Genomic DNA, 26,118 nt, shown 5'->3' on the forward strand with positions numbered 1-26,118 from the left:
TCAAACTCTCCATAAAAAGAAATTTGATTAGCTCAAATTGTTTTGCTGGCATCATGTTTGATGTCCAAAATTTTGTTTCGTTCACCAACTCAAGGTTAGCTACTAAAAACTTTATTGATTACGTTTTGCTTGTTCAGTTTTCAAGGTTCATTAATCTTTGTTTTAAGTGTCACCTCTTGGCGACTCACTAATAATATCAAGAATCTAAAACTATGTCAACACTTTCTCGAAAAAAATTAAAAGTCTTTTAAAATCTATTATTCTTCTTCTAAACCACTTTGTTCAGAAGATTAGTTAGCCTTAAATCAGCATTCATCTCACCACCTATAGAGGTAGGAGACTTCTGTAGCTGACGCTTTGCTTTCGCTACAAAAGACACTTGTAGCTGCCGTTTCACTTACCTTACATAAAACATTTGCTGAAAGAAGTGAAATCATTTCAAAGATATCAATTTTCTCGTACTTAGCTAGAGGTTGAAATCTTTGTTGATACTTTGGTTTTATCACCTAAATAATTTATCAATCGAATTAAAAATAAAAAAGGCGAACACCAATGTTAATGGGTTGCCTTTCAACTATTATAAATTTGTTATAATACGTGAAATATAGAAGGTACGATTTTTTCCTAAATCAAATATCTCCCCTGTGTGGCTTAATTTGATAAGTGGTCGAGTTGGTGCAAATTTATTTACAAACATCACTTCGCCTTGTTCCAGATTAGATAGTTCAACTATTGTTCCTAGAGGAAGGTCGGCAACAATATCTATTAGTGCACGAACTACTTTAATATCAAACTTCCCAAATTCAGATTCATTAATCATCTCTATGACTTTAAAGGAAGATTGCTTAGCTCTATACACTCGCTCACAAGTCATTGCATGGAATACATCTGCAACCGCGATAATTTGAGCAAAAGTAGAAATATTAGCGATTTTTTCCCCTTTCGGATAGCCACTACCGTTTAAACGCTCATGGTGCTGGAAAATAGCCTCTTTCATTGTATCCTTTAAGATTGTTAAATCTTTGACCATATCGTAGCTATAAGTTGGATGCTTATAAATTTCATCAAACTCCTGCTCTGTTAAGGTTGTTTTTTTATCACGGATACGTGGATGAATTTTTGCCATTCCACAATCAGCTAATAACCCTCCAATTGCAACTTGAATTGTAATTCCTTTGTCATAGCCTAATTTTTGTGCAATCACCGAAGAAATCAATGCTGTTGCTACACAATGATGGTACAAATAGTCTTTTGGATTTGAATACTCATTTAATTCAAAAATGATGGTACGATCTTCTAAAACCATTTCTAATAATGGCAAAATAATTTTACGTGCTTTCGTAATATCTACCTTTGCACCAGCTTCCCAATTTTTAAATTCCTTTTTGAATTGCTCAATAGAATTGTCATAAATCTTTTTAAATGTTGGAATAGCCTCTATCGGAACAACTAATTCTGTTTCTTTTATCTCCGATCGAGCCTCTATACCATCTTTATAAACTGGGACTCTCGAAATATTAAAAGCGAAAAAAACCGGTAAATGTTCATGGGAAATTATCGTGTTTTTAAAAATTATTGGATATTGTGTATTAGCAAAAATATCTTCAGAAATTACTTTTCCAACGCGTAACTCTGAAATAGGGATATGTATAGTTTCCACGCAATTAACTCCTCTTCACTATTTCACTTGCTTAAATATAAGGTTAATTTTATTTTATCATGGAATTCAAAATAATTACTTATTTTTCATGATTTATACTAAAAAACCGATGAACGGCAACATTAGCTGTCGTCATCGGTCTTTTATTATTCTTCTACTTGATCATTTTCTTCATTAGATTCTTCGTTAGATTCTTCTTCTTTTTCAACCTTCGCTACAGTTGCAACAAGCTCTTCATCGCTTAAACGAATTAAACGAACTCCCTGTGTACTACGACCAATTAATGAGATATCATTCACATCCATACGGATTAGCATACCGTTAATTGTGATCAGCATTAAATCTTCCGAGCCATCAACAGTTTTTACAGCTACCATTGGACCGTTTTTATCAGTGATTTGAATTGTTTTTAATCCAACACCACCACGGCTCTGTAAACGATATTCCTCTTCAGAAGTACGTTTACCGTAACCTTTTGCTGTAACAACTAAAATTTCCTGCCCTGGTTCAACGATTTCCATACCAACTACTTCGTCACCATCACGTAGTTTAATACCTCGTACACCACCTGCAGTACGGCCCATTGAACGAATATCATCCTCTTGGAAACGTACAAGCATTCCATCACGAGTACCGATAATCACTTGTTTCTCGCCATCTGTTAAACGAACAGAAATAAGATCATCATCTTCTCGTAAACTTATAGCTATTAAGCCGTTTGTTCGGATATTAGCAAATTGAGATACTGGTGTACGCTTTGTAATACCTGTTTTAGTTGTGAAGATAAAGTATGCATCTTCATCAAATGAACCAACACGGATCATTGCTGTTACTTTCTCACCTTTATCAATATTGAGTAAGTTAACAATCGGTAATCCTTTCGCTGTACGGCCAAATTCCGGAATCTCATAACCTTTTGCTCTAAATACTTTCCCTTTAGAAGTGAAGAACAAAATTGTATCGTGTGTAGATGTATTCATAAGATGCTCTACAAAATCATCTTCATTTGTGCCCATACCTTGTACACCACGACCGCCACGTTTTTGACTGCGATATGTATTCGCAGCTAAACGTTTGACATAACCATTGTGCGTTAAAGTTACAACTGAATTTTCGACTGGGATTAAATCCTCGTCCTCAATCATTTCTAAACCGCCAGAAGTAATTTCAGTACGACGTTTATCGTTAAAGCGTTCTTTTAGTTCTACTATTTCAGTACGAATAATATCAACAATTTTAGCCTCATCCGCTAAAATTGCTTTTAATTCAGCAATTAAAATTTGAAGTTCTTGATATTCTGCTTCAATTTTTTCACGCTCTAATCCACTTAAACGAACTAAACGCATATCTAAAATTGCCTGCGCTTGACGTTCAGATAAATCAAATCGTTCCATTAATTGAGGTTTCGCTTCATCACCACTACGTGAACCACGAATAATAGCAATAATTTCATCGATATGATCAAGGGCAATACGTAAGCCCTCTAAAATATGTGCACGATCTTCCGCTTTTCTTAATTCAAATTCCGTACGACGACGAATAATAACCTTTTGGTGCTCTAAATAATGATACAGCATTTCTTTTAAGCCCATTACTTTAGGTTGACCATTTACTAATGACAGCATATTAATACCGAAGCTCGACTGCATGGCTGTTTGTTTATATAAATTATTTAAAACTACATTAGCATTTGCATCTTTACGAACTTCAATGACTACTCGCATACCACGTCGGTCAGATTCATCACGTAGGTTTGTAATACCATCAATTTTTTTATCGCGTACAAGCTCTGCTATTTTTTCAATAAGCTTAGCTTTATTTACTTGGTATGGTAATTCATGAATAAGAATTGTTTCTCTACCATTTGATTTTTGTTCAATCTCTACCTTTGCGCGAATAATGATCGAGCCACGACCTGTTTCGTAAGCACGGCGAATACCGCTACGACCTAAAATTAATCCACCAGTTGGGAAATCAGGTCCTGGGATGATTTCCATCAATTCTTCTGTTGTGATAGCTGGATTTTCTGAAAGTGCGATCACAGCATCTATCGTTTCACCAAGTTGATGTGGCGGAATATTTGTCGCCATACCAACCGCAATTCCTGCCGCTCCATTTACTAATAAGTTTGGATAGCGACTCGGAAGGACAATAGGTTCCTTTTCTGAACCATCATAGTTATCTGTATAGTCAATTGTGTCTTTATTAATATCACGAAGCATTTCCATCGCTATACGAGACATACGTGATTCCGTATAACGCATCGCTGCCGCTCCGTCGCCATCGACAGATCCGAAGTTACCATGACCATCGACTAGCATGTAACGATAGCTGAAATCTTGCGCCATACGTACCATTGCATCATAGATGGATGAGTCACCATGTGGGTGGTATTTACCCATTACGTCCCCAACGATACGTGCTGATTTTTTGTACGCTTTATCTGCTGTATTCCCTAGCTCTTGCATGCCATATAAAATACGGCGATGTACAGGCTTTAATCCATCTCGTACGTCTGGTAATGCACGAGAAACGATTACACTCATCGCATAATCGAGGAAGGATGTTTCAATTTCTTTTGTTATATTAACTCCTTTAACACCGGAGCGTTCTTGTTCTGACAAAGTGTAGACCTCCTCTCAAGAAAAATTAAATATCTAAATTAGCGTATACTGCATTTTCTTCGATAAATTGACGACGAGGTTCAACTTCATCGCCCATCAAACGCTCAAATGCTTGGTTTGCTTTAATTGCATCATCTAATTCTACTTGTAACAATGTGCGGTGCTCAGGATCCATTGTAGTTTCCCAAAGCTGCTCTGCATTCATTTCCCCAAGACCTTTGTAGCGTTGCACATTTGGTTTTGGCATTTTTGGTAATCGTTCTAAAATTTCTTTTAATGTTTCTTCATCATAGCAATATTCAACATGCTTACCTTGCTTTACTTGATAAAGAGGTGGCTGTGCAATATAAATATAACCTGCCTCTACGAGTGGTCGAAGGAAACGGAAGAAGAATGTTAGTAGTAATGTGCGAATGTGGGCACCATCGACATCGGCATCTGTCATAATAACAATTTTATGATAACGAGCCTTTTCTAAAGTAAACTCTTCACCAATACCTGTGCCGAATGCTGTAATCATCGCACGAATTTCTGCGTTCGATAAAATTTTATCTAAACGCGCTTTTTCGACGTTTAGTATTTTACCACGTAATGGTAAAATCGCTTGGAAGTGTCGATCACGTCCAGATTTCGCAGATCCTCCGGCAGAGTCACCCTCAACGATATAAATTTCACATTCAGCTGGATTTGTTGATGAACAGTCAGCTAATTTACCTGGTAAACTTGATACTTCAAGTGCACTTTTACGACGTGTAAATTCACGTGCTTTTTTAGCAGCGACACGTGCACGAGCAGCCATTAAACCTTTTTCAACAACTTTACGAGCGACAGTTGGATTTTCTAACATAAATCGTTCAAAACCATCTGAGAATAAGGAGTTAGTAATTTGGCTAACTTCAGAGTTACCAAGCTTTGTTTTTGTTTGTCCTTCAAATTGTGGATCAGGGTGCTTAACTGAAACAATAGCTGTTAACCCTTCACGAACATCCTCACCAGTAAGGTTTGTATCTGATTCTTTTAATAGGCCATTTTTTCGTGCGTAATCATTAATAACACGTGTCAGAGCTGTTTTAAAACCAGACTCATGTGTACCGCCTTCATACGTATTAATGTTATTAGCAAATGAAAAGATATTTGAAGAGAATCCAGCATTATATTGCATAGCAATTTCAACTGAAATACCATCTTTTTCTCCAAGAACATCTATTGGATCATGGATTGGTTCTTTAGATTGATTCAAATGCTCAACATAAGAACGAATACCACCTTCATAATGATACGTAGTAGAACGTTCCTCGCCTTCGCGTTCATCAGCAATTGTAATCTTGATACCACGATTTAAATAAGCTAATTCACGAATACGATGTGCTAAAATATCATATTCATAAACAGTCGTTTCTTTAAATATTTCAGGGTCTGCTTTAAAACGTGTAGTTGTTCCATTATGATCTGAATCACCGATAACCGTTAGCTCTTGCGCAGTTCTCCCACGTTCAAATTTAATTTCATGAATATGACCCTCACGATGAACTTGAACGATCGTCTCAACTGATAGAGCATTTACAACAGATGCACCTACACCATGAAGACCGCCTGATACTTTGTATCCTCCACCGCCGAACTTACCGCCAGCATGGAGCACTGTCATAATAACCTCAACAGCAGGCTTACCCATTTTCTCTTGAATACTTACCGGAATACCACGACCATTGTCTTCTACACGAATCCAATTGTCTTTTTCTATTGTTACTTTTATATCTGTACAAAATCCTGCAAGAGCTTCATCAATACTATTATCAACAATTTCCCATACTAAATGGTGAAGCCCTTTAGAGCTTGTTGAACCGATATACATCCCTGGTCTTTTACGTACAGCTTCTAAACCTTCTAATACCTGTATCTGATCGGCTTCATAAGCTTGATTTTGTAAACCTTCATTCTCTATAGCCACGGCTTTCATCTACTCCTTCATAACATCATTGTGTGTAAATGAATGAACAGTCAACCGAGCTGACTATTACCATTCTTTTGTAATCTAAAAAACTCCCGGGCTAACTTTCTTCAATCGCTCCTTGTTTCACGTGAAACAGCTGTGCATGCTCCATCGTTTCATGGTGAATTCCATCAACACTTGTAGTCGTAACAAAGGTTTGAACTTCACCTTGAATGGTATTTAATAAATGCGATTGGCGATAATCGTCGAGTTCCGACAATACATCATCTAAAAGTAGTATGGGTGTTTCATTTGTTTCTTGTTTAATTAATTCGATTTCAGCAAGTTTTAATGAAAGAGCGGTTGTACGTTGCTGTCCTTGTGAACCATATGTCTGAACATCATAGTCATTTACTAAAAACTGCAAATCATCTCGATGTGGACCAACTAGTGTTACACCTCGATCAAATTCACGCGGCTTAGCTTCTATTAGCTTTTTATGCAAGAAGTTTTCAATTTCACTGGAAGTATGCTCTTTTTCAATACCAGCTACTGTGCGGTATTTAATAGCTAACGTTTCCTTCCCTTGTGAAATACCTGCGTGAATTGGCTCTGCCCACTCCTGCAATAAATCCATAAATTGAAATCTTTTTCGAATAATTTGGGTAGCTGCGTGAATATATTGTTCATTATAAACCTCGTACATCACGTCATCTGGCATAGCTTTACCTTGATTCATCTTTAAAAAGTGGTTACGTTGCTTTAAAACTTTTTGAAAGGTTAATAAATCATGTAAATAGACAGGCGAAATCTGCCCAATCTCCATATCAATAAAACGTCGTCGTATTTGCGGACTTCCCTTTACGACATTTAAATCTTCGGGTGCAAACATCACGACATTCATTTGGCCAATATAATGACTTAGGCGACTTTGTTCTATGTGATTTATCTTACCTTTTTTGCCTTTTTTCGTAATCGTAAGTTCAATTGGTAAAATACCATGCCTTTTTTGAATGGCCCCTTCTATTTTACCATAGTCTGAATCCCAACGTATTAATTCTTTATCGTTCGTTGTGCGGTGGGATTTAGCCATCGCCAATACGTAAATAGATTCCATAACATTAGTTTTCCCTTGAGCATTTTCACCAATGAAAACATTAATTTTTGGAGAGAAGTTTAAAGCTAAGGCATCATAGTTACGATAATTTGTAAGTTTTAATTGCTCTATATGCATAATCTACTGTCCAGCGGCACCAACGATACGAAATCGACCACATCCAGGAATATTTACAATGTCACCGTCACGTAATTTACGACCGCGGCGATCATCTATTTCTCCATTTACATATACATCATTTTCGTGTAAAAACCACTTGGCCATGCCACCAGAGCTAATGGCATCGGTTATTTTTAAAAGTTGCCCTAATGTGACAAACTCTACATCAATTTCAATGTCCTTCATAGCTGAGTTCCCCTCCAAATACAGATCGTCTATCTCTCTATCATACCTAAAAATTCGCCATAAGTAAAAAAAGATAGCCGCGATTAGCGACTATCAGTACATTTTTCAAAGTCCTTTGAGTTTGAAATTATGGAGTTTATTCTCTCCAACAAAAATTGTTTACTTCTTTCAACTGATTCCGGGCACAATTTGCCTTCGGTTTAATTGATTTTTTAATACGTACGTACAGGTAAAATCAATTGTAAAATAGCATCGTCATGAACAGAACGTAAAATAAATGGTCTCATTGCCCCTGTGAATTGAACGACTACCTCTTGACCATCAATTGCTTTTAATGCTTCCATCATGTATTTCGCACTGAAAGAAATTTTTAAGTTCTCCCCTTCTAATGACTCAACAGGAATTTCCTCTTGTACTTTACCGATTTCCGGAGAATTGGAAGAAACTTCAACAGCTTGATTATCTAAAATCTCAAAACGTACAACATTGTTACGATCGCCACGAGCAACAAGAGATGCACGATCGATTGCTTGTAATAATGATTTACCATTAATCGTTAGATTTGTTTGGTACTCTTCTGGAATTAAACGTGATGTATCTGGGTAGTTACCTTCAAGTAAACGAGAGAAGAATAAAACCTCTCCAGTTTTAAACAACACTTGCTGACTTGTTATAACAATTTGTACAAGATTTGTAGAATCCTCTAAAACTTTATTTAACTCATTTAAGCTTTTACCAGGAATTACAACACTATGTTCAACCTCAGGTAAATTTTCCAGTTGAACTTTACGTCTTGCCAAACGGTGGCTATCTGTTGCAACACAGATTAATGTTTCATTTTTTATCTGCCAGTTTACACCTGTCAACACTGGTCTACTTTCTGAAGTGGCAACAGCGAATACTGTTTCACGGATAATTGACTTTAATAGATCTGCAGGAATAGTAAATTTTTGATCCTCTGTTAATTCGGGTAGTAAAGGATATTCAGCAGCATCTGAGCCAATTAAGTGGAATTCAGATTTACCTGAACGAATATGAGTTTGGAAACCAATTGTTACTTGAATTTCAACCTCATTTGTTGGTAACTTACGTACAATTTCATTGAACATACGTGCTTGTACAACTATTGATCCTGTTTCTGTAATATGAATTATTTGTTGGCCATCTTCTTCAACTGGAATAAATGTTTGAATTGTAATATCAGCATCACTACCTGTTAAGCGAATACCCTCATCTGTTACATCAATTTTTATCCCCGTTAAAATTGGAATAGTCGTTTTTGAACTTACGGCTTTCATGACATCATTTAAACCCTCTAATAAACGGTCACGTAAAATATCAAATTTCATTCGTTTTCCCTCACATATTTATATTATTTATTTATATAAAATAAAAAAGATATAGTAATAGGCCCTGTGGATTTGTGGATAAGTACTTTCAAGTGAATAAAATCAGTCTATCCACATGTAGATAGACTGTGTATAAGTTTGTGTTTAAATGTTTGTGTTGTCCACAGTATTATTTTCCTAGCATGCTTCGAATTTGTTTAATATCTTGCTGTAGCTGAACGTCATTTTTCAACATAGAAGATATTTTTTCGTGCGCATGGATAACAGTAGTATGGTCACGTCCACCAAATTCTTCGCCAATTTTCGGCAGCGAAAAATCTGTTAATTCGCGAGATAAAAACATGGCGACTTGACGTGGGAAGGCAATTAACTTTGTACGTTTTTTAGCGACAAAATCCTCTAAACGAATGTTAAAATGCTCTCCTACTGCATTTTGAATGTCTAATATCGTGACAGTCCGTGGCTTTGAATTAGGGATAATATCCTTTAATGCTTCAGCAGCCAAAGTTGCATTAATATCCTTGTTAACAAGTGATGAATAGGCAACGACGCGAATAAGCGCACCTTCAAGCTCCCGAATATTGGAGTCAATCTGGTTCGCAATATAGAGCATGACTTCATTTGGCACTTCTAGGCCATCAGCCTTTGCTTTTTTTCGAAGAATGGCGATACGAGTTTCCAAATCAGGGGGCGCAATATCTGTAATTAGTCCCCATTCGAATCGAGAACGTAAACGATCTTCCAATGTCGGTATTTCCTTAGGAGGACGGTCACTGGAAATAACAATTTGTTTCGATTCTTCATGCAATGTATTAAAAGTATGGAAAAATTCTTCTTGAGTTGATTCTTTTCCAGCTAGAAATTGAATATCATCAATTAGCAGTACATCTACATTGCGATATTTATTGCGGAAATCAAGTGCCTTATTATCTCGAATTGAGTTAATAAATTCATTTGTAAATTTTTCAGATGATAAATATACCACCTTTGCATTTGGATTATGTTCAAGTACATAATGACCAATCGCATGCATTAAGTGTGTTTTGCCAAGCCCTACTCCCCCATAGATAAAAAATGGGTTATAAGCCTTCGCAGGCGCTTCTGCGACAGCTAGCGAGGCAGCATGTGCAAAGCGGTTACCAGAGCCAATAACAAACGTATCAAAAGTATATTTCGGGTTTAACATACCTGGTGAAATATCATGATGATCGTCATTTTTTGCTTGGATAATCGGCGCTGGTAAATCGAAATCGTCCGAATCCTGGTTTTTTTGAACAACAAACTTAATAAGCAAGTCTTCGCCTGTAAGCTCCGTTAATATACCTGTAATCAAATGAATATAATGATTTTCAAGCCAGTCTCGAGCAAACGAATTTGGCGCAGCAATTGTCACAGTAGAACCACTACCATTGTAGGAAAGTAGTTTAGTAGACTTTAGCCACGTTTCGAAGCTTGGTTTAGAAATTTTTTGTTCAACTTGAGCCAGGACATTATTCCATAGTTCTTCTAAATGTTCCAAGCTGCTAATCTCCTTTTCAGTTCAATACAATTAAAAGCGCATTTATAGAAACGGTAAATACGTTCATTTTACAACTAATCCACAAACTCACAAGTTGTGGATAAAAGTTAACCAAAGGCTGTGATAAAAATTATCCACAGCATATCAACAGTTGTGGATAAAATAAAAGTTCATTTCAGTTTTCAACAAAGTGAAGCACAGATATCGTATCAGAAAAACAAAGCTATTTCAATAGTTTGCGAAACTTATCCACATACCTTCTATTTATGCACTACCTAGTTGTCCACAAGGTCTGCTTATGTGAAAAAGCTGTAGATAAATGTTGTGGATAAAAAAATATGCAAAAAATACTATACACAACTCTGTGTAAAAAAAACAAGTATTCTGTGGATAATTTATTTTTATTCAGTAGAAGATGATCGAAGTGAAATATAGACATAGATTTGCGTAAATATAGAAATTTATAAAATTCATTGACAAAATAACTAGTTACTTTATATAATATTCAAGTCTGTATGTTGAAAAATTCAACTCATCCAGGAGGTGTCTATATAAATGAAACGTACTTACCAACCAAAAAAACGTAAGCACAGCAAAGTTCACGGTTTCCGCGCACGTATGAGCACGAAAAACGGTCGCAAAGTTCTTGCTGCTCGCCGTCGTAAAGGAAGAAAAGTATTATCAGCATAAAATAAGTCCACTGAGACACATCAGTGGTCTTTTTTTTCTTTATTTTTGGTAAACCTAAAAATGAGGATCAAAGGATAATTATCGAGTAGCAGGTGAAAGTAATGAAAAAACGCCAACGAGTGAAGAAAAACGATGATTTTCAAAAGGTGTTTAAAAAGGGTAAATCTTTCGCTAATCGTCAGTTTGTCGTATATTTTTTAGAAAAAGAGGGACAAACGGAATTTCGTATAGGATTATCGGTTAGTAAAAAGCTTGGGAATGCAGTAACACGCAACCAGATCAAACGCTATATTCGACAAAGTATTCATGAATTAAAGGATGAACTAAAGCCGAATATGGACTATGTTATTATCGCCAGACAGCCGGCGGCCACAATGGATTTTCATGAAGTAAAACAAAGTTTGCAGCATGTACTACGAATCGCAAAAGTATTGAAGAAAGCCTAATATGGATGGCAACCAAAGTGGTGAAATAGAATAGTTTAGTTTCTGCGCGAAAGTGAATTCATTGAAAATACGCTTAGGGGTATTTTAGAAATGGATTTTCACTGCAATATATGAATTATTAGTAACATTACTTAGCAAATATGTGCCCATTGTTAGAATATTTAGTAGAGTGAAACGATATATGCATGATAAAATAACTGATAACTTTATTCAGTTGCAGGAAACTGTAAATGTATAAAGAAGAGAATGCATATAGTTTTAGAAAAAGTGAATAGTATTTGTAGGGGGAAAAAGGTTGAAGAAACAACTTTGGGTAATTTTGTCGCTAGCATCAGTAGCATTACTACTATCTGGTTGTACAGAATTTAAAGAACCAATCTCCAAAGAAAGCACAGGCTTCTGGAATGAATTCATTGTTTGGCCTTTAGTGTCAGCGATAAAATACTTTGCTGATTTGCTCGGTTCATATGCATGGGGGATCATTGTTGTAACGATTATTATTCGTTTAGCCGTTCTTCCATTGATGATTAAACAAACAAAGAGCTCTAAAAAAATGCAAGAAATTCAGCCGAAATTGAAGGAATTGCAAAAGAAGTATGCTTCTAAGGATGCACAGACACAGCAACAGTATCAAAAAGAGATGATGCAGCTTATGAGTGAGTCTGGTGTCAATCCAGTTGCTGGATGTTTACCTGTATTCATTCAAATGCCAATTTTAATTGGTTTCTACCATGCGATTAGTCGTATGAATGCTACACCTGCTTTTGATTTAGGGAATTTCTTTATTTTCCCATTAGCAGAAACAGCACCGGCATTAGCAATTACTGCTGGTTTAATGCAATTCCTAGTTTTACGTACGGGCCCAGCGATGGATAACCCTCAAATGAAAATAATGATGTACATTATGCCATTTATGATTATTGCTTTCGGTATGGCATTACCAGCAGCATTATCATTATACTGGGTAGTCGGTAACATTATTTCGATTGCTCAAAACCTGTTTATTTACAAACCTTGGGAGAAAAATAAAACACAACCTGCTCAAAATGGAGGGGCTAAAAAGTGAAACAACTTACGCAAATAGGCGCAACAACACAAAAAGCGATCTCATTGGCGTTACAGAAACTTGGCAAAACCCGTGAACAAGTAGATGTTGAAGTTTTACAAGAAGGTAGAAAAGGATTTTTAGGTTTTGGGGCACGATCTGCAGAAGTTCGTGTAACAGTAAAGGAAGTACAGGTTCGACCGATAATTGAAGATGAAAAAGCTGAACAGCAAAATACGACTCAATTTGTCGAACCAACAGTAATAGATGATGTTGAAACAATAAGTTCACAAGTTTCTGAACAACTAAGTGATATCGAAGCTGTTCAACAAGTCGTAGAGGTACAAAAAGAGGAAGAAGAATCCTCGGTAAACCCAATTGAAGATGCAAAGACTTATTTAGTAAATATTGCTGAACAATTGGATATTCATGATCTTGAAATTGAAACGACACGTGAAGGGAAATATGTCATATTTCAACTGAAAAGCGAGAAAGCTGCACTGCTTATAGGAAAACGTGGTCAAACATTAAATTCTTTGCAGCAATTAATACAACTTGTATTAAATAAAAGTGCCAAGCAGTTCTTAATGGTGAAATTAGACGTAGAAAACTATCGTGAACGTCGTCAAGTAGCTTTGGAGTTACTAGCAGATCGTATGGCGGATAAAGCACTTCGCTTAAATCAGCGTGTGACATTTGAGCCAATGCAGTCGTACGAGAGAAAAATTATTCATAATCAATTGGCAAATCGCCTTGATATTGAAACATACTCAGAAGGAACGGAGCCTAATCGTTATTTAGTCATTGAACCTGTAAAGAACGGCTAAACTTCGTAAAAAACATACAGACAAAAATAAAAAGTCATTTTATCTTCATGATAAAATGACTTTTTTATGTTGTTGAAATAATAAGATGGTCAAGGGAATCATTGTGAATGTTGTGGTTACTTCAGATGAGGGTGATTTCCGTTCCAGGCTACTCGCTTCCTCCGCTGGCGTTGCTGTCGCTTCGCTTTCGCACGGAAAACATCCGCTACATGCAGGGTCTCGCCTGTCTCGCTTTCCCACGGGAGTCGAATAGCCTTCCACTCCAATCAGCGATAGTGTAGAACTTTTATAAGTATCATTCAATTCAAAAGTGAACACTTACCATAAATAGAAAAGAAAAGACTTATAACAGTGACACAATTGTACACCAGTTATTGCTACCACTTCGCTTTCGCACAGACAAAAATAGCTGAAGTTTTTGTTTTATCACTATAAATTTTGAGTGACATGCCAGAAGATATATGCCAAGTAGTTGATTGGAGTGGAGACTGAGCGACTCCTTGGGGATCAGCGTCACAGATGAGACCCTGGAGCGAGCAACGCGAGTGAAGCGGCTCATCGGACGCCCCCAGGAAAGCGCTCAGTCGGAACGGAAATCAACCCCCCGTTTGCCGAAGAGCATACTTTATTCATTGGCAAAATAGTTTTTTTATGATCTAGAAAGAACGTTCTAGCATTCGCAGTTTTTGTCGAAATACGTGCTATAATGTAGAGCTTTCTGATTATCCACAATTGGAAATTATCCTTACTTTAGATTTTGCAAAAAATATGTTAGTCTAAGGTGTTAGTAAGTATTGGTCGGTTTTATTTATCCACATGTGGATAACGTTAAGGAGGTCATTAAATGGAGTTCGATACAATTGCTGCGATATCCACACCTATGGGTGAAGGAGCTATTGCTATTGTTCGTTTAAGTGGGGACGAAGCAGTCGCGATTGCAGATAAAATATTCAGATCGCCTGGTGGTAAAAGTTTAGCAACGAAGGCTTCACATACAATTCATTATGGACATTTGGTCGATCCAAAAACAAATGAGGTTGTAGAGGAAGTAATGCTGTCATTAATGCGCGGACCTAAAACATTCACTCGTGAGGATGTAATAGAAATTAACTGTCACGGGGGACTAGTTTCGGTGAACCGTGTATTAAAGCTAGCATTAACAAATGGAGCAAGACTCGCAGAGCCAGGTGAATTTACAAAACGCGCATTCTTAAATGGACGTATCGATTTATCACAGGCTGAGGCAGTCATGGATTTAATAAGAGCAAAAACTGATAGAGCGATGAATGTTGCGTTGGGACAAATGGATGGCAAATTATCGCGTTTAATTGGTGACTTACGCCAAGCATTACTAGAGACATTAGCACAAGTAGAGGTTAATATAGATTATCCGGAGTATGATGATGTAGAAGAGATGACAGTTCCCGTATTAGTAGAAAAATGTACATGGGTACGAAATGAAATTATTAAACTTTTGCAAACATCTTCTCAAGGGAAAATATTACGAGAGGGTCTATCAACTGTTATTTTAGGCCGCCCAAACGTTGGGAAATCTTCTCTTTTAAATAGCTTAGTACAGGAGAATAAGGCTATTGTGACAGATATAGCAGGTACAACTCGTGATATTATAGAAGAGTATGTGAATGTACGTGGTGTTCCGCTTCGTTTAGTCGATACAGCTGGTATTCGAGAGACAGAGGATATCGTCGAACGAATTGGTGTTGAACGTTCACGTGAGGCGTTACGTGGCGCAGATTTAATTTTATTTGTTTTAAACTACGCAGAGGAATTGACTGTCGAAGATGAGCGTCTATTCGAAACAATTCAAGCGATGGATTACATCGTTATTGTCAATAAAACAGATCTACCGCAAAAAATTGATGTAGCTCGTGTCAAAGAGCTAGCAGGCAATCATCGCGTTGTGACAACTTCTCTTTTACAGGAAGAGGGCATCGCAGAGCTAGAGGAAGCGATTGCTGCGCTATTCTTTGAAGGGCAAATTGAAGCGGGCGATTTAACATATGTTTCAAATGCAAGACATATTGCATTACTTCATCAAGCACAAGCAACGGTCGAGGATGCATTAGCTGGAGCACAAGCTGGTGTACCTGTTGATATGGTGCAAATAGATGTTACTAGAACTTGGGAAATACTTGGGGAAATTATTGGCGACACAGTACAAGAAAGCCTAATCAATCAGTTATTTTCACAGTTCTGTTTAGGAAAATAATTTTACTAAAGAAAGGAAGATACGAGCTATGCCAACAAATTATGAGGCAGGCACGTTTGATGTTATCGTAATTGGCGCAGGTCACGCAGGTTCTGAAGCTGCACACGCTGCTGCCAAAATGGGTGCTAACACACTGATGTTAACAATCAATTTAGATATGATTGCATTTATGCCATGCAATCCTTCCATTGGTGGTCCTGCCAAAGGAATTGTAGTACGAGAAATTGACGCATTAGGTGGCGTCATGGGGAAAGTTATTGATAAAACGCATATTCAAATGCGGATGTTAAATACAGGGAAAGGTCCTGCTGTGCGTGCATTACGTGCACAAGCGGACAAAGTTTTATACCAACAAGAAATGAAACGTGTGTTGGAGGAAACTGAGAATTTGACAATTCAGCAAGGAATGGTGGAAGAGCTAATAATTGAAGACGGGGAAGTACAAGGTGTTATTACACAAATTGGTGCTATTTACCGCGCTAAAACAGTTGTTATCACAACAGGTACATTCCTTCGTGGTGAAATCATTATTGGTGACGTAAAATATTCAAGTGGTCCTAATAACCAACAACCGTCAATTCGTTTAGCTGATAACTTAAAAGAGCTTGGTTTTGACCTTGTGCGTTTTAAAACAGGTACACCACCACGAGTGAATAACCGTACGATTGATTATGATAAAACAGAGATTCAACCAGGAGATGATGTTCCACGTGCATTCAGCTTTGAAACAACTGAATTCATCACGGATCAGCTTCCTTGTTGGTTAACTTATACAAGCCTAGAAACACATGAAATTATCGAGGCAAACTTACATCTTTCACCGATGTACTCAGGGATGATTAAAGGTACGGGTCCACGTTATTGCCCTTCTATTGAAGACAAGGTTGTGCGATTTAACGATAAACCGCGCCACCAAATTTTCTTAGAGCCAGAAGGTCGCAATACACGTGAAGTATATGTACAAGGTTTATCGACTAGTTTACCAGAGCATGTACAAACACGTTTACTAAAATCAATTCCAGGCTTAGAAAAAGCAGAAATGATGCGTGCTGGCTATGCTATTGAATACGATGCAATCGTGCCAACACAATTGTGGCCAACTTTAGAAACAAAACGTATTAAAGGGTTGTATACTGCTGGTCAAATCAACGGAACATCAGGTTACGAGGAAGCGGCTGCTCAAGGCTTAATGGCTGGGATAAATGCTGCTGCTAATGTGCTTGAAAAACAAGAATTAATTTTAAGTCGTTCAGATGCTTATATTGGCGTATTAATTGATGATTTAGTAACAAAAGGAACAAATGAACCGTATCGCTTACTAACATCTCGTGCAGAATATCGTTTACTACTTCGTCATGATAACGCTGACTTACGTTTGGTAGAGCTAGGTTATAATATGGGAATGATTACTGAAGAAAGATATGCAACATTCAATGAGAAAAAAGAGCTGATTGAAAACGAAATTGCACGTCTCCGTGAAGTGATTATTAAACCAAATGAAGCAACACAAGCTACTATTCGCTCTGTAGGTGGTAGTGAGCTAAAAGATGGTATCCGTGGAGCAGATTTATTAAAACGTACAGAAATGCATTATGAGTTAGTTTCTTCGTTAATTCCAGCAGACATAGAGTTTTCGGATGAAGTGAAGGAACAAATTGAAATTCAGCTTAAGTATGAAGGTTATATTGAAAAAGCATTGCAACAAGTTGAGAAGCTTCATAAAATGGAAAATAAAAAAATTCCTGAAAATATCGATTATGACGCTATTTCAGGTCTAGCAACAGAAGCTCGACAAAAATTAAAACAAGTTACACCACTTTCCATTGCCCAAGCATCGCGAATCTCTGGTGTAAACCCAGCAGATATTTCAATATTACTTGTTTATATTGAGCAAGGTAAAATTGCCCGCGTCAGCGGCGAATAATGAACAACAGTAAAGTGAATAAGAGGCGGGCATACCTTTGTGCCCGCTTCCTATTTTTAAGGCTAATCTTATTTTTATATAGTAGTTGATTTGTAAATGTGAACGAATACATGCTTACAAATCAATAATAGGGATAGTAAAGCCAGTTAGAAAAAGGAGACTTTACATGAACGAACAACAATTTATCGAGGCTCTGAAGAAAAAGGGCATTGAACTTTCTGAAAAGCAGATTGCTCAATTTAAAAAATACTTTGAGTTACTTGTTGAGTGGAATGAAAAGATGAACTTAACTGCTATTACGGATTTAGAAGGTGTTTATTTAAAGCATTTTTATGATTCGATTAGTGCCTCTTTCTATTTTGATTTTTCAAAAGTGACGACAGTTTGTGATGTTGGAGCAGGTGCTGGTTTTCCAAGTATTCCAATTAAAATCTGTTTCCCACATTTACATGTAACAATTGTCGATTCTTTAAATAAAAGAATTACATTTTTAAATCATTTAAGTGATGAGTTACAATTAGATAATATGAATTTCGTACATGCCCGTGCAGAGGAATTTGCACAAAATGCGAAATATCGTGAACAGTTTGATGTTGTAACAGCTCGTGCAGTAGCCCGATTATCGGTCTTATCGGAGTTATGTGTACCACTAGCAAAGCAAGGTGGCTATTTTGTTGCTTTAAAAGCAGCAGCTGGTGCGGAAGAATTAAAAGATGCAAAAAAAGCATTGGCCACATTAGGGGTTACGCTAAAAGAAGAATTTTCTTTCCTACTACCTGTTGAAGAAAGTGACCGCATGTTATATATCTTTGATAAAATAAAAGGAACACCGAAAAAATATCCGCGTAAACCAGGTGTACCAAATAAAACACCAATTCAATAATTAGTGTTTCATGTGAAACTTCTCAAAGTAGAAAATATTTTTTCTATTTTGAGCATACATACTAGTTATGGATGGTTCACGCAAATGACATCTACGAACTATATACATTTTAAGAAATATAATAAATAATAATAGAATGAAACAGAGCAAGATAGTTACTTAAAGGTGGTGCCACTTGGATGAAAAGTCCTTTTTCACGTTTTTTTGGAGGCGGAAATAAAACTGAGCCTATTGTGAAAAATGAAGTAGAACAAGCAGAGACGGTTCATGCAGCAGAAGAAGTTATAAAGCTGCCTATTGATCAAATTGTGCCTAACCGTTTTCAGCCACGTACTATTTTTGATGATGAAAAAATTGAAGAATTATCAAGAACCATTCATACACATGGTGTAATTCAGCCAATTGTTGTACGTAAAACAGCAGAAAATCAATATGAAATCATTGCTGGTGAGCGTCGCTATCGAGCAATGAAAAAGCTACAATGGACAGAAGTCCCGGCAATTATAAGAAATTTATCTGATAAGGAAACAGCCTCTATCGCGTTAATCGAGAACCTACAGCGTGAGGAGTTAACAGCAATTGAAGAAGCTGTTGCCTATCAAAAATTATTAGAGCTTCATGAGCTGACACAAGAAGCTCTTGCCCAACGACTTGGAAAAGGACAATCCACGGTAGCCAATAAATTACGTTTACTAAAGCTGCCTGAAGAAGTGCAGCAAGCTATTTTGAAGCGTGAAATCTCTGAACGACATGCACGTGCATTAATTGCAATTAAAGATCGGTCGTTACAGCTAGAAGTTTTACAACAAACGATTGAAAATGATTGGAATGTTCGTCAGTTAGAAGAACAAATTTATTCTTTATTACATCCGGAGGCAGAAGTTCAAGAAGAAGCGGAGCCAAAGAAAGTAAAGCCGAAACGTAAGGCCATTAGTAAAGACGTACGCATTGCCTTAAATACGATTAAACAATCGTTATCTATGGTAACAAAGAGCGGTATAACAGTTAAGACTGAAGAAGAAGACACAGAGGAATATTATCAAATTACAGTGAAAATACCTAAAAAGAAAAAGTCTTAAGTCGTAATTGAAATTATATTAGAAAAATAAAGAATTGACTTTCATAACATCATCAAAGTTGAGGATGACATTTGTATAACGTATACCAGGTATATAAGTTGATAGGAGCGGGAGTTGGAAGGCCCAGGAAGCTTTGCTCTACGCGAAAGCAAAGCGACAGCAACAAATGTTTACTGTGCGAAAGCGAAGCGACAGCAACAAAGCGCCCAGCCGGAACGGAAATCAACGTTACGTTATGATGATGAGCCACTTTTATAGCTCTTTACTATGGAGGCATCTCAGTAATATTTCTGAGATGTCTCCTTTTTTGCATATATTCTTAATATTTTATACAACTATTTTCTGTTTTTTTGATAGAATGAAAGTAAGATAGAGATATTTAACTTCTTTCAGTAAGTGTTTTTTGTACCGAAAGCGTAGCGACAGGTACAGAAGTCTCTCACCTCTATAAGTGGTAATATGAATGCGGGTTTAAGTTACTTTTCAGCAGGTGTCCAAACATCCGCTGAAATAGGGGAACTCAGTCTAAGAACGCCACGTCCTGTGGCAATTTATCTGTGCGAAAGCGAAGCGACAGCAACACGGTTTTATCTGTGCGAAAGCGAAGCGACAGCAACAACACACGACTGAGTAACCAACTTCGTGCTGCTGACGCTACGTTAGCACTACGCTTTCGCGCAAAAAACATCTGTTGGCCTAAAGCCTCCGGCGGCGGATGTCACGGATTCGGAAAGGAGTGCTTAGAGGATGTTAGCCTAAAACCATCGCATCCATGCGATAACGGCTAACTGACCTGCATCGTGCAGGCCTAAGCACAAAGCCGAATCCGGACACAATTATGCCGAGGCATAATTGATCAGTGATTTTACAAATGATTTATCAAAGTGAACTTTGATAGATGAAAGCAGGTGCTTTTAAATGGGTAGAATTATAGCAATCGCCAATCAAAAGGGTGGCGTAGGAAAAACAACGACATCGGTCAATTTGAGCGCTTGTCTAGCATACTTAGGGAAGAAAGTGCTCTTAATCGATACTGATCCACAAGGAAATACAACAAGTGGACTTGGTGTTAATAAAGGAGAACTTCAAGGCTGCATTTATGATGTATTAATTGATGATGAAAACGTTGAAAATGTCATTCAACAAACAAATGTCGAAAACTTAGCAATCGTTCCAGCAACCATTTCACTAGCAGGAGCAGAAATTGAATTAGTTTCAACAATTTCCAGAGAAGTACGTTTAAAGCACGCACTTCAAGATGTAAAAGAAAACTATGATTATATTATTATTGATTGCCCGCCTTCGTTAGGGCTACTAACAATTAATGCTTTAACTGCTTCGGATGCGCTTATTATTCCTGTACAATGCGAATATTACGCATTAGAGGGGTTAAGTCAGTTGTTATCAACTGTCCGTTTAGTGCAAAAACATTTAAATCAGCAATTATACATTGACGGTGTATTGTTGACGATGCTTGATGCTAGAACAAACCTAGGCTTACAAGTTATTGATGAGGTGAAAAAGTATTTCCAGGATAAAGTATACAAAACAATTATTCCTCGTAATGTGCGATTAAGTGAGGCTCCAAGTCATGGGCAGCCGATTATCATTTATGATGCAAAATCAAGAGGTGCAGAAGTGTATTTAGAGATGGCGAGGGAAGTGATTAAAAATGGCTAAAGGTTTAGGAAGAGGCATAGGCGCATTATTTCCTGGAGAGTCTATAGAACAAAGTGGGCAAGTGGAAGAAATACAATTAGAGCTTATCGCCGCGAACCCATTTCAGCCTCGTAAAATTTTTGATGAAGAAACTTTACAAGAATTAGCTGACTCTATACAGGAACATGGTATTTTACAGCCGATTGCTGTACGTAAAAAAGGACGTAAATATGAAATCGTTGCTGGAGAACGCCGTTATAGAGCGACTCAATTAGCAGGTTTAGAGGTTATTCCAGCTATTATAAAAGAGCTATCAGATGCGCAAATGATGGAACTAGCTATTTTAGAAAATTTACAGCGTGAAGATTTGACAGTTATTGAAGAGGCTGAAGCATATCAAAGCTTAATGGAAAGCTTACATTTAACACAAGAGGAGCTATCCAAAAGATTAGGGAAAAGTAGACCGCATATTGCCAATCATGTTCGTTTACTTGCATTACCAGAGGATGTTCGTGAGTTTATGAATGATGGAACACTATCGATGGGGCAAGGACGAGCGTTACTTGGATTGAAAAATAAAAGAAGAATATCAGAAGTGGCAAATAAGGTCATTAAACAAGGGTTAAACGTACGGCAAGTTGAAATGTTAGTACACAATTTGAATGAAGAAGTTTCACGTGAAACAACTCAAATAAAGAAAAAAGATATATTCGTGGCAGCAAAGGAATCACAGTTACGTGATTACTTTGGAACAAATGTACAAATTAGGAAAGCTAATAATAAAGGGAAAATTGAAATTGAATTTTACTCTGAAGATGATTTAGAACGTATTTTAGAAATATTAAATTTACAGGAAGAGGAAGAATAAGAGAAATATCGATAACGTGATCAGAGCGCCGAACTACAAGGCGCTCTCTATTTTTCTAGAGAGAAGGAAGGTTGGGACGTGGTATTACTAGGGGCATTAATTAACGCTTTGCTTATTATGGTAGGTGCATTAGTAGGACGTATCTTCAAAAATATTCCTGAATCGATGAAATCTACTGTATTATCGATTATTGGTTTAGCAGTTGCACTTTTAGGGATTAAAATGGGCTTTGAAAGTGATAATTTTATTATTTTAATGATTAGTTTAGTGGTAGGTACAGTAATTGGTGAGTGGTTAGATTTAGATAAGCAAATGAATAGACTTGGAAAATGGGTAGAATCTTTATTTAGTAAAAATCGCACTGATAATAATCAAATTGGCATAGCAGAAGGTTTTGTAACGGCATCTTTAATATTTGTAGTTGGCTCCATGGGCGTCATTGGTGCACTCGATAGTGGTCTGCGTAACGATCATAATATACTTATTACGAAAGGATTAATCGATGGATTTATATCGATAATCTTAACATCTACATTAGGTATTGGAGTGCTATTATCTGCAGTACCTGTATTCGTCTATCAAGGATTAATTGCACTTTTTGCAGGTGTTATCAGCTCTTTTATACCAGATGCTGCACTACAAATGTTTATTCAAGAAATGACTGCTGTAGGTGGTGTTATGATTTTTGCCATTGGTTTAAATATAGCAGGCTTAACTAAGATCAAGGCTGCTAACTTGTTGCCAGGTCTCATCATTGTCGGCATTGTGGTTGCTATCTTCTATATTTTTCAGTGAGTAACGATGTGCAGCGAGCAACAGAGCTCTTGAAAGTTTTTCCGCCATTGCATAAGAAATATGAAGTCTTGTATTTTGTAAAACAAGCATTTCCATAAAGCCTCCAACATTGACTATTCCTTTAATGGAAATATCGCCGATGGGAGGTAATTCTTTTTTTACAGCTTTTCCCGGAAAAATAGGTCCATTCTGTACAGAAATATGTCCAACATTTTGTTCACTTCCAAGACATGCATCAATCGCAATAATGAATGGTTTTATAGTATGATTGTGTAGCTGTTGCATAGTAGTGTCTAAATTAAGAGCATGCAAAGGATTGTCTAAAGAGCCTACAATTTCATATGGAAAACTAACAGACTTTTTTAAGAAGCTACCTGTTAATGGCCCAAGTGTATCACCTGTACAACGGTCACTTCCAATACAACAGAAAATAAGGCGTTCATGATGAAAGGGTATATGTTCTAAAAATAATGTACTCAACTGCCAAACGATATTTTTACTTTCATGATGAAGAGAATAAGGGAGTAACAATTTTGGTATAGTATTCATAAAAAAACTCACTTTCCTTTTTATTTGTAAGAAGTGCTCGATTTTTATGCAGTATACGCAAATTTTTAGCAAGTTATTCAAGAGGTGGTAATAATGGATTGGTTTAACGAAAGGGTAATAAAAAACGGTTGGGACAAGCTGATGTCAGAGGATCTTTGGATAAATATAACAAAAGTTTCGGTTAAGATTACTATTATCTTGATTGCATCGTGGCTAGCTGTACGATTAGGAAAAAAGTTTATTAAAAAAGTGTTTTTAATGCGTATGCGTTCACCTTTAGACCATTCAGAACGTCGACAAACAACAATTTCAAGATTATTACAAAGTGTCATTTCCTATGTTGTTTATTTTTCAGCAATCGTTGCTATTCTCTCTATCTTGGAGATTAAGATAGCGGGGTTATTGGCTGGAGCAGGGATTGTCGGTTTAGCCATTGGTTTTGGTGCGCAAAGTTTAGTGAAGGATGTCATTACTGGATTCTTTATTATTTTTGAAGACCAATTTGGTGTTGGTGATTATATAAAAATAAATTCAGCTGAAGGAACTGTTGTAGAAATCGGTTTACGTACGACAAAGGTTAATGGTTCTACAGGGGAGCAGTTTATTATTCCGAATGGTTCGATTGGTGATGTTGTCAATTACTCTGTCAACAACTCTAAAATTTATATAGATTTACAAATGACGACCGATGCCAAGTTTGAAAAAGCTGAGGCTATTATTAAAAAGTATTTAGATACTTTACCTGAAATTCATAAGGAACTTGTAGCAGTACCTGTCTTTTTAGGTGTACAAAATGTTAAGGGTACAGAGGTAACGATTCGTATAGCCGCAGAAACATTACCACAACAACAATACGGGGTGGCTCGTACTATTCGTCGCGATGTTACAAAACTCTTTGAAGAAAATAATATACCAATGGCTCATCCGAAAATGATGTTCTATGGTGTAAATGGAAATGAAGAGGGGAGAAATGAGTAATATGGAAGCGAAGAAATTTGGTTTAAACGATATTGTTGAAATGAAAAAGCAGCATCCATGTGGCACTAATATGTGGAAAATTATTCGGATGGGTGCGGATGTCCGCATTAAATGTGAAGGCTGTCAGCATAGTGTCATGATTCCGCGCCGCGAATTTGAGAAAAAAATGAAAAAGGTTTTAATTTCCGCTAGTGAAGAATAGTTTGTATCTTTAATCAGTATGTGTTTTGACACCCACTGATTGAAGATAAAACCTATGCAATTACGCCAATGCGAAATTGATGTATATTAGACTTTTTATGAGTGAATCAATATAATAGATAGGGTTATACAGTGATTAATCAGTGAGGACTTCTGTAACCTCACAGTATCCGTTAGTACGGGAGATAAGAGCAAATTTGAACAGATCATAGAAAGGTTGTGTCCATACATGGCATTAACAGCTGGAATCGTTGGTTTACCTAACGTTGGAAAATCAACATTATTTAACGCAATTACAAAAGCGGGCGCATTGGCTGCAAACTATCCATTCGCAACAATCGATCCAAACGTCGGTATTGTTGAAGTACCAGATGCACGTTTAGATAAATTAACAGAATTAGTAATACCTAAAAAAACAGTACCAACAGCATTTGAGTTCACAGATATTGCTGGGATCGTAAAAGGTGCTTCAAAGGGTGAAGGTTTAGGGAACAAATTCCTTGCTCATATTCGTGAAGTAGATGCAATTTGCCAGGTAGTACGTTGCTTTGTAGATGAAAATATTACACACGTATCAGGTGCAGTTGATCCGATTGACGATATTGAAGTTATTAATTTAGAGCTTGCACTTGCAGATTTAGAATCTGTTGATAAGCGATTACAACGTGTTAGCAAAATGGCAAAGCAAAAAGACAAAGAAGCAATGATTGAAGAACCAGTTCTTATGAAAATTAAAGAACAATTAGAAAACGGCCGACCAGCGCGCGCTGCAGAGCTTTCAGAAGACGAGTTAAAGGTTATTAAAGGGCTTCATCTTTTAACAATTAAACCTATGCTTTATGTGGCGAATGTTTCAGAAGATGAAGTAGCCGACGCAGATAATAATGAATACGTGCAAAAGGTACGTGAGTATGCAGCTGCTGAAGGTGCTCAAGTTATCACAATTTGTGCAAAAATCGAGGAAGAAATTTCTGAGCTTGATGATGAAGAAAAAGCAATGTTCTTAGAAGAACTAGGCATTAAAGAATCTGGTTTAGACCAATTAATCCGTACTTCATATGATTTACTAGGACTAGCAACTTATTTCACTGCTGGTGTACAAGAGGTACGTGCATGGACGTTCCGTAAAGGTATGAAGGCACCACAATGTGCAGGAGTCATTCATACAGACTTTGAACGTGGATTTATTCGTGCAGAAACAGTTGCTTTCGATGATTTAGTAGAAGCTGGTTCTCAACCTGCTGCTAAAGAAGCTGGTAAAGTACGTCTTGAAGGTAAAGAATATGTAGTACAAGACGGCGATATTATGTTATTCCGTTTCAATGTGTAAAATACAAACAGGGGCAATCTTTCAATGGATTGCCTTTTTTGTTTATATACTTATCTGAATTTTCAAT

General features: G+C 36.9%; 23 protein-coding genes. 15 read left to right on the forward strand and 8 right to left on the reverse strand.

What is annotated here, in order from left to right; translation table 11 throughout:
* Positions 1-577: 577 nt before the first annotated feature.
* From ACMZ42_RS11875 to dnaA, 7 genes are all read right to left on the reverse strand, one after another.
* Positions 578-1,660, reverse strand: coding sequence for an HD-GYP domain-containing protein (locus tag ACMZ42_RS11875; protein WP_402869868.1), 1,083 nt, complete (start codon positions 1,658-1,660; stop codon positions 578-580).
* Between the two features lie 146 nt (positions 1,661-1,806).
* Positions 1,807-4,284 carry a DNA gyrase subunit A gene (gene gyrA / locus ACMZ42_RS11880; RefSeq protein ID WP_370077961.1) on the reverse strand — a complete coding sequence of 826 codons (2,478 nt, stop codon included), beginning with the start codon at positions 4,282-4,284 and terminating at the stop codon, positions 1,807-1,809.
* Between the two features lie 25 nt (positions 4,285-4,309).
* Positions 4,310-6,244, reverse strand: a complete 1,935-nt coding sequence (gyrB, locus tag ACMZ42_RS11885) for a DNA topoisomerase (ATP-hydrolyzing) subunit B (protein ID WP_370077959.1) — start codon at positions 6,242-6,244, stop codon at positions 4,310-4,312.
* A 91-nt stretch (positions 6,245-6,335) separates the two neighbouring features.
* Positions 6,336-7,451 (reverse strand): DNA replication/repair protein RecF, encoded by a 1,116-nt coding sequence (gene recF / locus ACMZ42_RS11890; protein WP_402869872.1) that lies wholly within the window; start codon positions 7,449-7,451, stop codon positions 6,336-6,338.
* A gap of 3 nt (positions 7,452-7,454) precedes the next feature.
* Entirely contained in the window at positions 7,455-7,679 is a 225-nt protein-coding gene (gene yaaA, locus ACMZ42_RS11895) for a S4 domain-containing protein YaaA (protein WP_370077955.1), read from the reverse strand.
* Between the two features lie 212 nt (positions 7,680-7,891).
* Complete coding sequence (gene dnaN, locus ACMZ42_RS11900; RefSeq protein WP_370077953.1) at positions 7,892-9,028, reverse strand: DNA polymerase III subunit beta; 1,137 nt, start codon at positions 9,026-9,028, stop codon at positions 7,892-7,894.
* Between the two features lie 169 nt (positions 9,029-9,197).
* Complete coding sequence (dnaA, locus tag ACMZ42_RS11905; RefSeq protein WP_142510017.1) at positions 9,198-10,547, reverse strand: chromosomal replication initiator protein DnaA; 1,350 nt, start codon at positions 10,545-10,547, stop codon at positions 9,198-9,200.
* Positions 10,548-11,102: 555 nt separating this feature from the next.
* On the opposite strand from dnaA, the gene rpmH reads away from it, so the two are divergent.
* The 12 genes from rpmH (at position 11,103) to ACMZ42_RS11965 (ending at position 22,993) form a co-directional block, all read left to right on the forward strand.
* Positions 11,103-11,237, forward strand: a complete 135-nt coding sequence (gene rpmH / locus ACMZ42_RS11910) for a 50S ribosomal protein L34 (RefSeq protein WP_004233310.1) — start codon at positions 11,103-11,105, stop codon at positions 11,235-11,237.
* Between the two features lie 101 nt (positions 11,238-11,338).
* The gene (rnpA, locus tag ACMZ42_RS11915; RefSeq protein ID WP_370077951.1) at positions 11,339-11,683 is read left to right on the forward strand and encodes a ribonuclease P protein component; all 345 of its coding nucleotides are present in this window, start codon (positions 11,339-11,341) and stop codon (positions 11,681-11,683) included.
* Positions 11,684-11,978: 295 nt separating this feature from the next.
* Positions 11,979-12,749 (forward strand): membrane protein insertase YidC, encoded by a 771-nt coding sequence (gene yidC, locus ACMZ42_RS11920; RefSeq protein ID WP_402869875.1) that lies wholly within the window; start codon positions 11,979-11,981, stop codon positions 12,747-12,749.
* Complete coding sequence (gene jag, locus ACMZ42_RS11925) at positions 12,746-13,555, forward strand: RNA-binding cell elongation regulator Jag/EloR (protein ID WP_402869877.1); 810 nt, start codon at positions 12,746-12,748, stop codon at positions 13,553-13,555. The genes yidC and jag overlap by 4 nt, the downstream gene beginning before the upstream one ends.
* A gap of 844 nt (positions 13,556-14,399) precedes the next feature.
* Positions 14,400-15,785 carry a tRNA uridine-5-carboxymethylaminomethyl(34) synthesis GTPase MnmE gene (gene mnmE, locus ACMZ42_RS11930; RefSeq protein WP_370077945.1) on the forward strand — a complete coding sequence of 462 codons (1,386 nt, stop codon included), beginning with the start codon at positions 14,400-14,402 and terminating at the stop codon, positions 15,783-15,785.
* A 28-nt stretch (positions 15,786-15,813) separates the two neighbouring features.
* Positions 15,814-17,709: a tRNA uridine-5-carboxymethylaminomethyl(34) synthesis enzyme MnmG gene (gene mnmG / locus ACMZ42_RS11935; RefSeq protein ID WP_370077943.1), complete on the forward strand. Its 1,896-nt coding sequence runs from the start codon at positions 15,814-15,816 to the stop codon at positions 17,707-17,709.
* 166 nt (positions 17,710-17,875) lie between these two features.
* Entirely contained in the window at positions 17,876-18,592 is a 717-nt protein-coding gene (rsmG, locus tag ACMZ42_RS11940) for a 16S rRNA (guanine(527)-N(7))-methyltransferase RsmG (protein ID WP_402869879.1), read from the forward strand.
* 179 nt (positions 18,593-18,771) lie between these two features.
* Positions 18,772-19,671, forward strand: a complete 900-nt coding sequence (gene noc / locus ACMZ42_RS11945; protein ID WP_415731617.1) for a nucleoid occlusion protein — start codon at positions 18,772-18,774, stop codon at positions 19,669-19,671.
* A 114-nt stretch (positions 19,672-19,785) separates the two neighbouring features.
* Positions 19,786-19,929 carry a hypothetical protein gene (locus tag ACMZ42_RS11950; protein ID WP_415731618.1) on the forward strand — a complete coding sequence of 48 codons (144 nt, stop codon included), beginning with the start codon at positions 19,786-19,788 and terminating at the stop codon, positions 19,927-19,929.
* A gap of 660 nt (positions 19,930-20,589) precedes the next feature.
* The gene (locus tag ACMZ42_RS11955) at positions 20,590-21,351 is read left to right on the forward strand and encodes a ParA family protein (protein ID WP_142510024.1); all 762 of its coding nucleotides are present in this window, start codon (positions 20,590-20,592) and stop codon (positions 21,349-21,351) included.
* Complete coding sequence (locus tag ACMZ42_RS11960; RefSeq protein WP_402869883.1) at positions 21,344-22,198, forward strand: ParB/RepB/Spo0J family partition protein; 855 nt, start codon at positions 21,344-21,346, stop codon at positions 22,196-22,198. Before ACMZ42_RS11955 ends, ACMZ42_RS11960 begins: the two co-directional genes overlap by 8 nt.
* Positions 22,199-22,276: 78 nt before the next feature.
* On the forward strand, positions 22,277-22,993 hold the full coding sequence (locus tag ACMZ42_RS11965) for a DUF554 domain-containing protein (RefSeq protein ID WP_415731619.1): 717 nt from the start codon (positions 22,277-22,279) through the stop codon (positions 22,991-22,993).
* Here the strand turns inward: ACMZ42_RS11965 and yyaC are convergent.
* Positions 22,910-23,542, reverse strand: coding sequence for a spore protease YyaC (gene yyaC, locus ACMZ42_RS11970; RefSeq protein WP_370077931.1), 633 nt, complete (start codon positions 23,540-23,542; stop codon positions 22,910-22,912). The genes ACMZ42_RS11965 and yyaC overlap by 84 nt on opposite strands.
* A gap of 93 nt (positions 23,543-23,635) precedes the next feature.
* Here yyaC and ACMZ42_RS11975 point away from each other — a divergent pair, with 93 nt between their 5' ends.
* The 3 genes from ACMZ42_RS11975 to ychF all read left to right on the forward strand — a co-directional run bounded on the left by ACMZ42_RS11975 (position 23,636) and on the right by ychF (position 26,051).
* Positions 23,636-24,520, forward strand: a complete 885-nt coding sequence (locus tag ACMZ42_RS11975) for a mechanosensitive ion channel family protein (protein ID WP_370077929.1) — start codon at positions 23,636-23,638, stop codon at positions 24,518-24,520.
* Between the two features lies 1 nt (position 24,521).
* Positions 24,522-24,722, forward strand: coding sequence for a DUF951 domain-containing protein (locus ACMZ42_RS11980; RefSeq protein WP_370077973.1), 201 nt, complete (start codon positions 24,522-24,524; stop codon positions 24,720-24,722).
* Positions 24,723-24,950: 228 nt separating this feature from the next.
* Positions 24,951-26,051, forward strand: coding sequence for a redox-regulated ATPase YchF (gene ychF, locus ACMZ42_RS11985; protein ID WP_402869887.1), 1,101 nt, complete (start codon positions 24,951-24,953; stop codon positions 26,049-26,051).
* Positions 26,052-26,118: the final 67 nt, after the last annotated feature.

The organism is Lysinibacillus sp. NPDC056185 (assembly GCF_047737915.1).
Lineage (GTDB): Bacteria > Bacillota > Bacilli > Bacillales_A > Planococcaceae > Lysinibacillus.

Coding starts and splice junctions, on each gene's coding strand:
- yaaA (WP_370077955.1), bottom strand. CDS start 7,679: ATGAAGGACATTGAAATTGATGTAGAGTTTGTCACATTAGGGCAACTT.
- gyrB (WP_370077959.1), bottom strand. CDS start 6,244: ATGAAAGCCGTGGCTATAGAGAATGAAGGTTTACAAAATCAAGCTTAT.
- recF (WP_402869872.1), bottom strand. CDS start 7,451: ATGCATATAGAGCAATTAAAACTTACAAATTATCGTAACTATGATGCC.
- ACMZ42_RS11975 (WP_370077929.1), top strand. CDS start 23,636: ATGGATTGGTTTAACGAAAGGGTAATAAAAAACGGTTGGGACAAGCTG.
- ACMZ42_RS11960 (WP_402869883.1), top strand. CDS start 21,344: ATGGCTAAAGGTTTAGGAAGAGGCATAGGCGCATTATTTCCTGGAGAG.
- ACMZ42_RS11980 (WP_370077973.1), top strand. CDS start 24,522: ATGGAAGCGAAGAAATTTGGTTTAAACGATATTGTTGAAATGAAAAAG.
- ACMZ42_RS11955 (WP_142510024.1), top strand. CDS start 20,590: ATGGGTAGAATTATAGCAATCGCCAATCAAAAGGGTGGCGTAGGAAAA.
- yyaC (WP_370077931.1), bottom strand. CDS start 23,542: ATGAATACTATACCAAAATTGTTACTCCCTTATTCTCTTCATCATGAA.
- mnmE (WP_370077945.1), top strand. CDS start 14,400: ATGGAGTTCGATACAATTGCTGCGATATCCACACCTATGGGTGAAGGA.
- mnmG (WP_370077943.1), top strand. CDS start 15,814: ATGCCAACAAATTATGAGGCAGGCACGTTTGATGTTATCGTAATTGGC.
- noc (WP_415731617.1), top strand. CDS start 18,772: ATGAAAAGTCCTTTTTCACGTTTTTTTGGAGGCGGAAATAAAACTGAG.
- rpmH (WP_004233310.1), top strand. CDS start 11,103: ATGAAACGTACTTACCAACCAAAAAAACGTAAGCACAGCAAAGTTCAC.
- rnpA (WP_370077951.1), top strand. CDS start 11,339: ATGAAAAAACGCCAACGAGTGAAGAAAAACGATGATTTTCAAAAGGTG.
- rsmG (WP_402869879.1), top strand. CDS start 17,876: ATGAACGAACAACAATTTATCGAGGCTCTGAAGAAAAAGGGCATTGAA.
- ychF (WP_402869887.1), top strand. CDS start 24,951: ATGGCATTAACAGCTGGAATCGTTGGTTTACCTAACGTTGGAAAATCA.
- dnaN (WP_370077953.1), bottom strand. CDS start 9,028: ATGAAATTTGATATTTTACGTGACCGTTTATTAGAGGGTTTAAATGAT.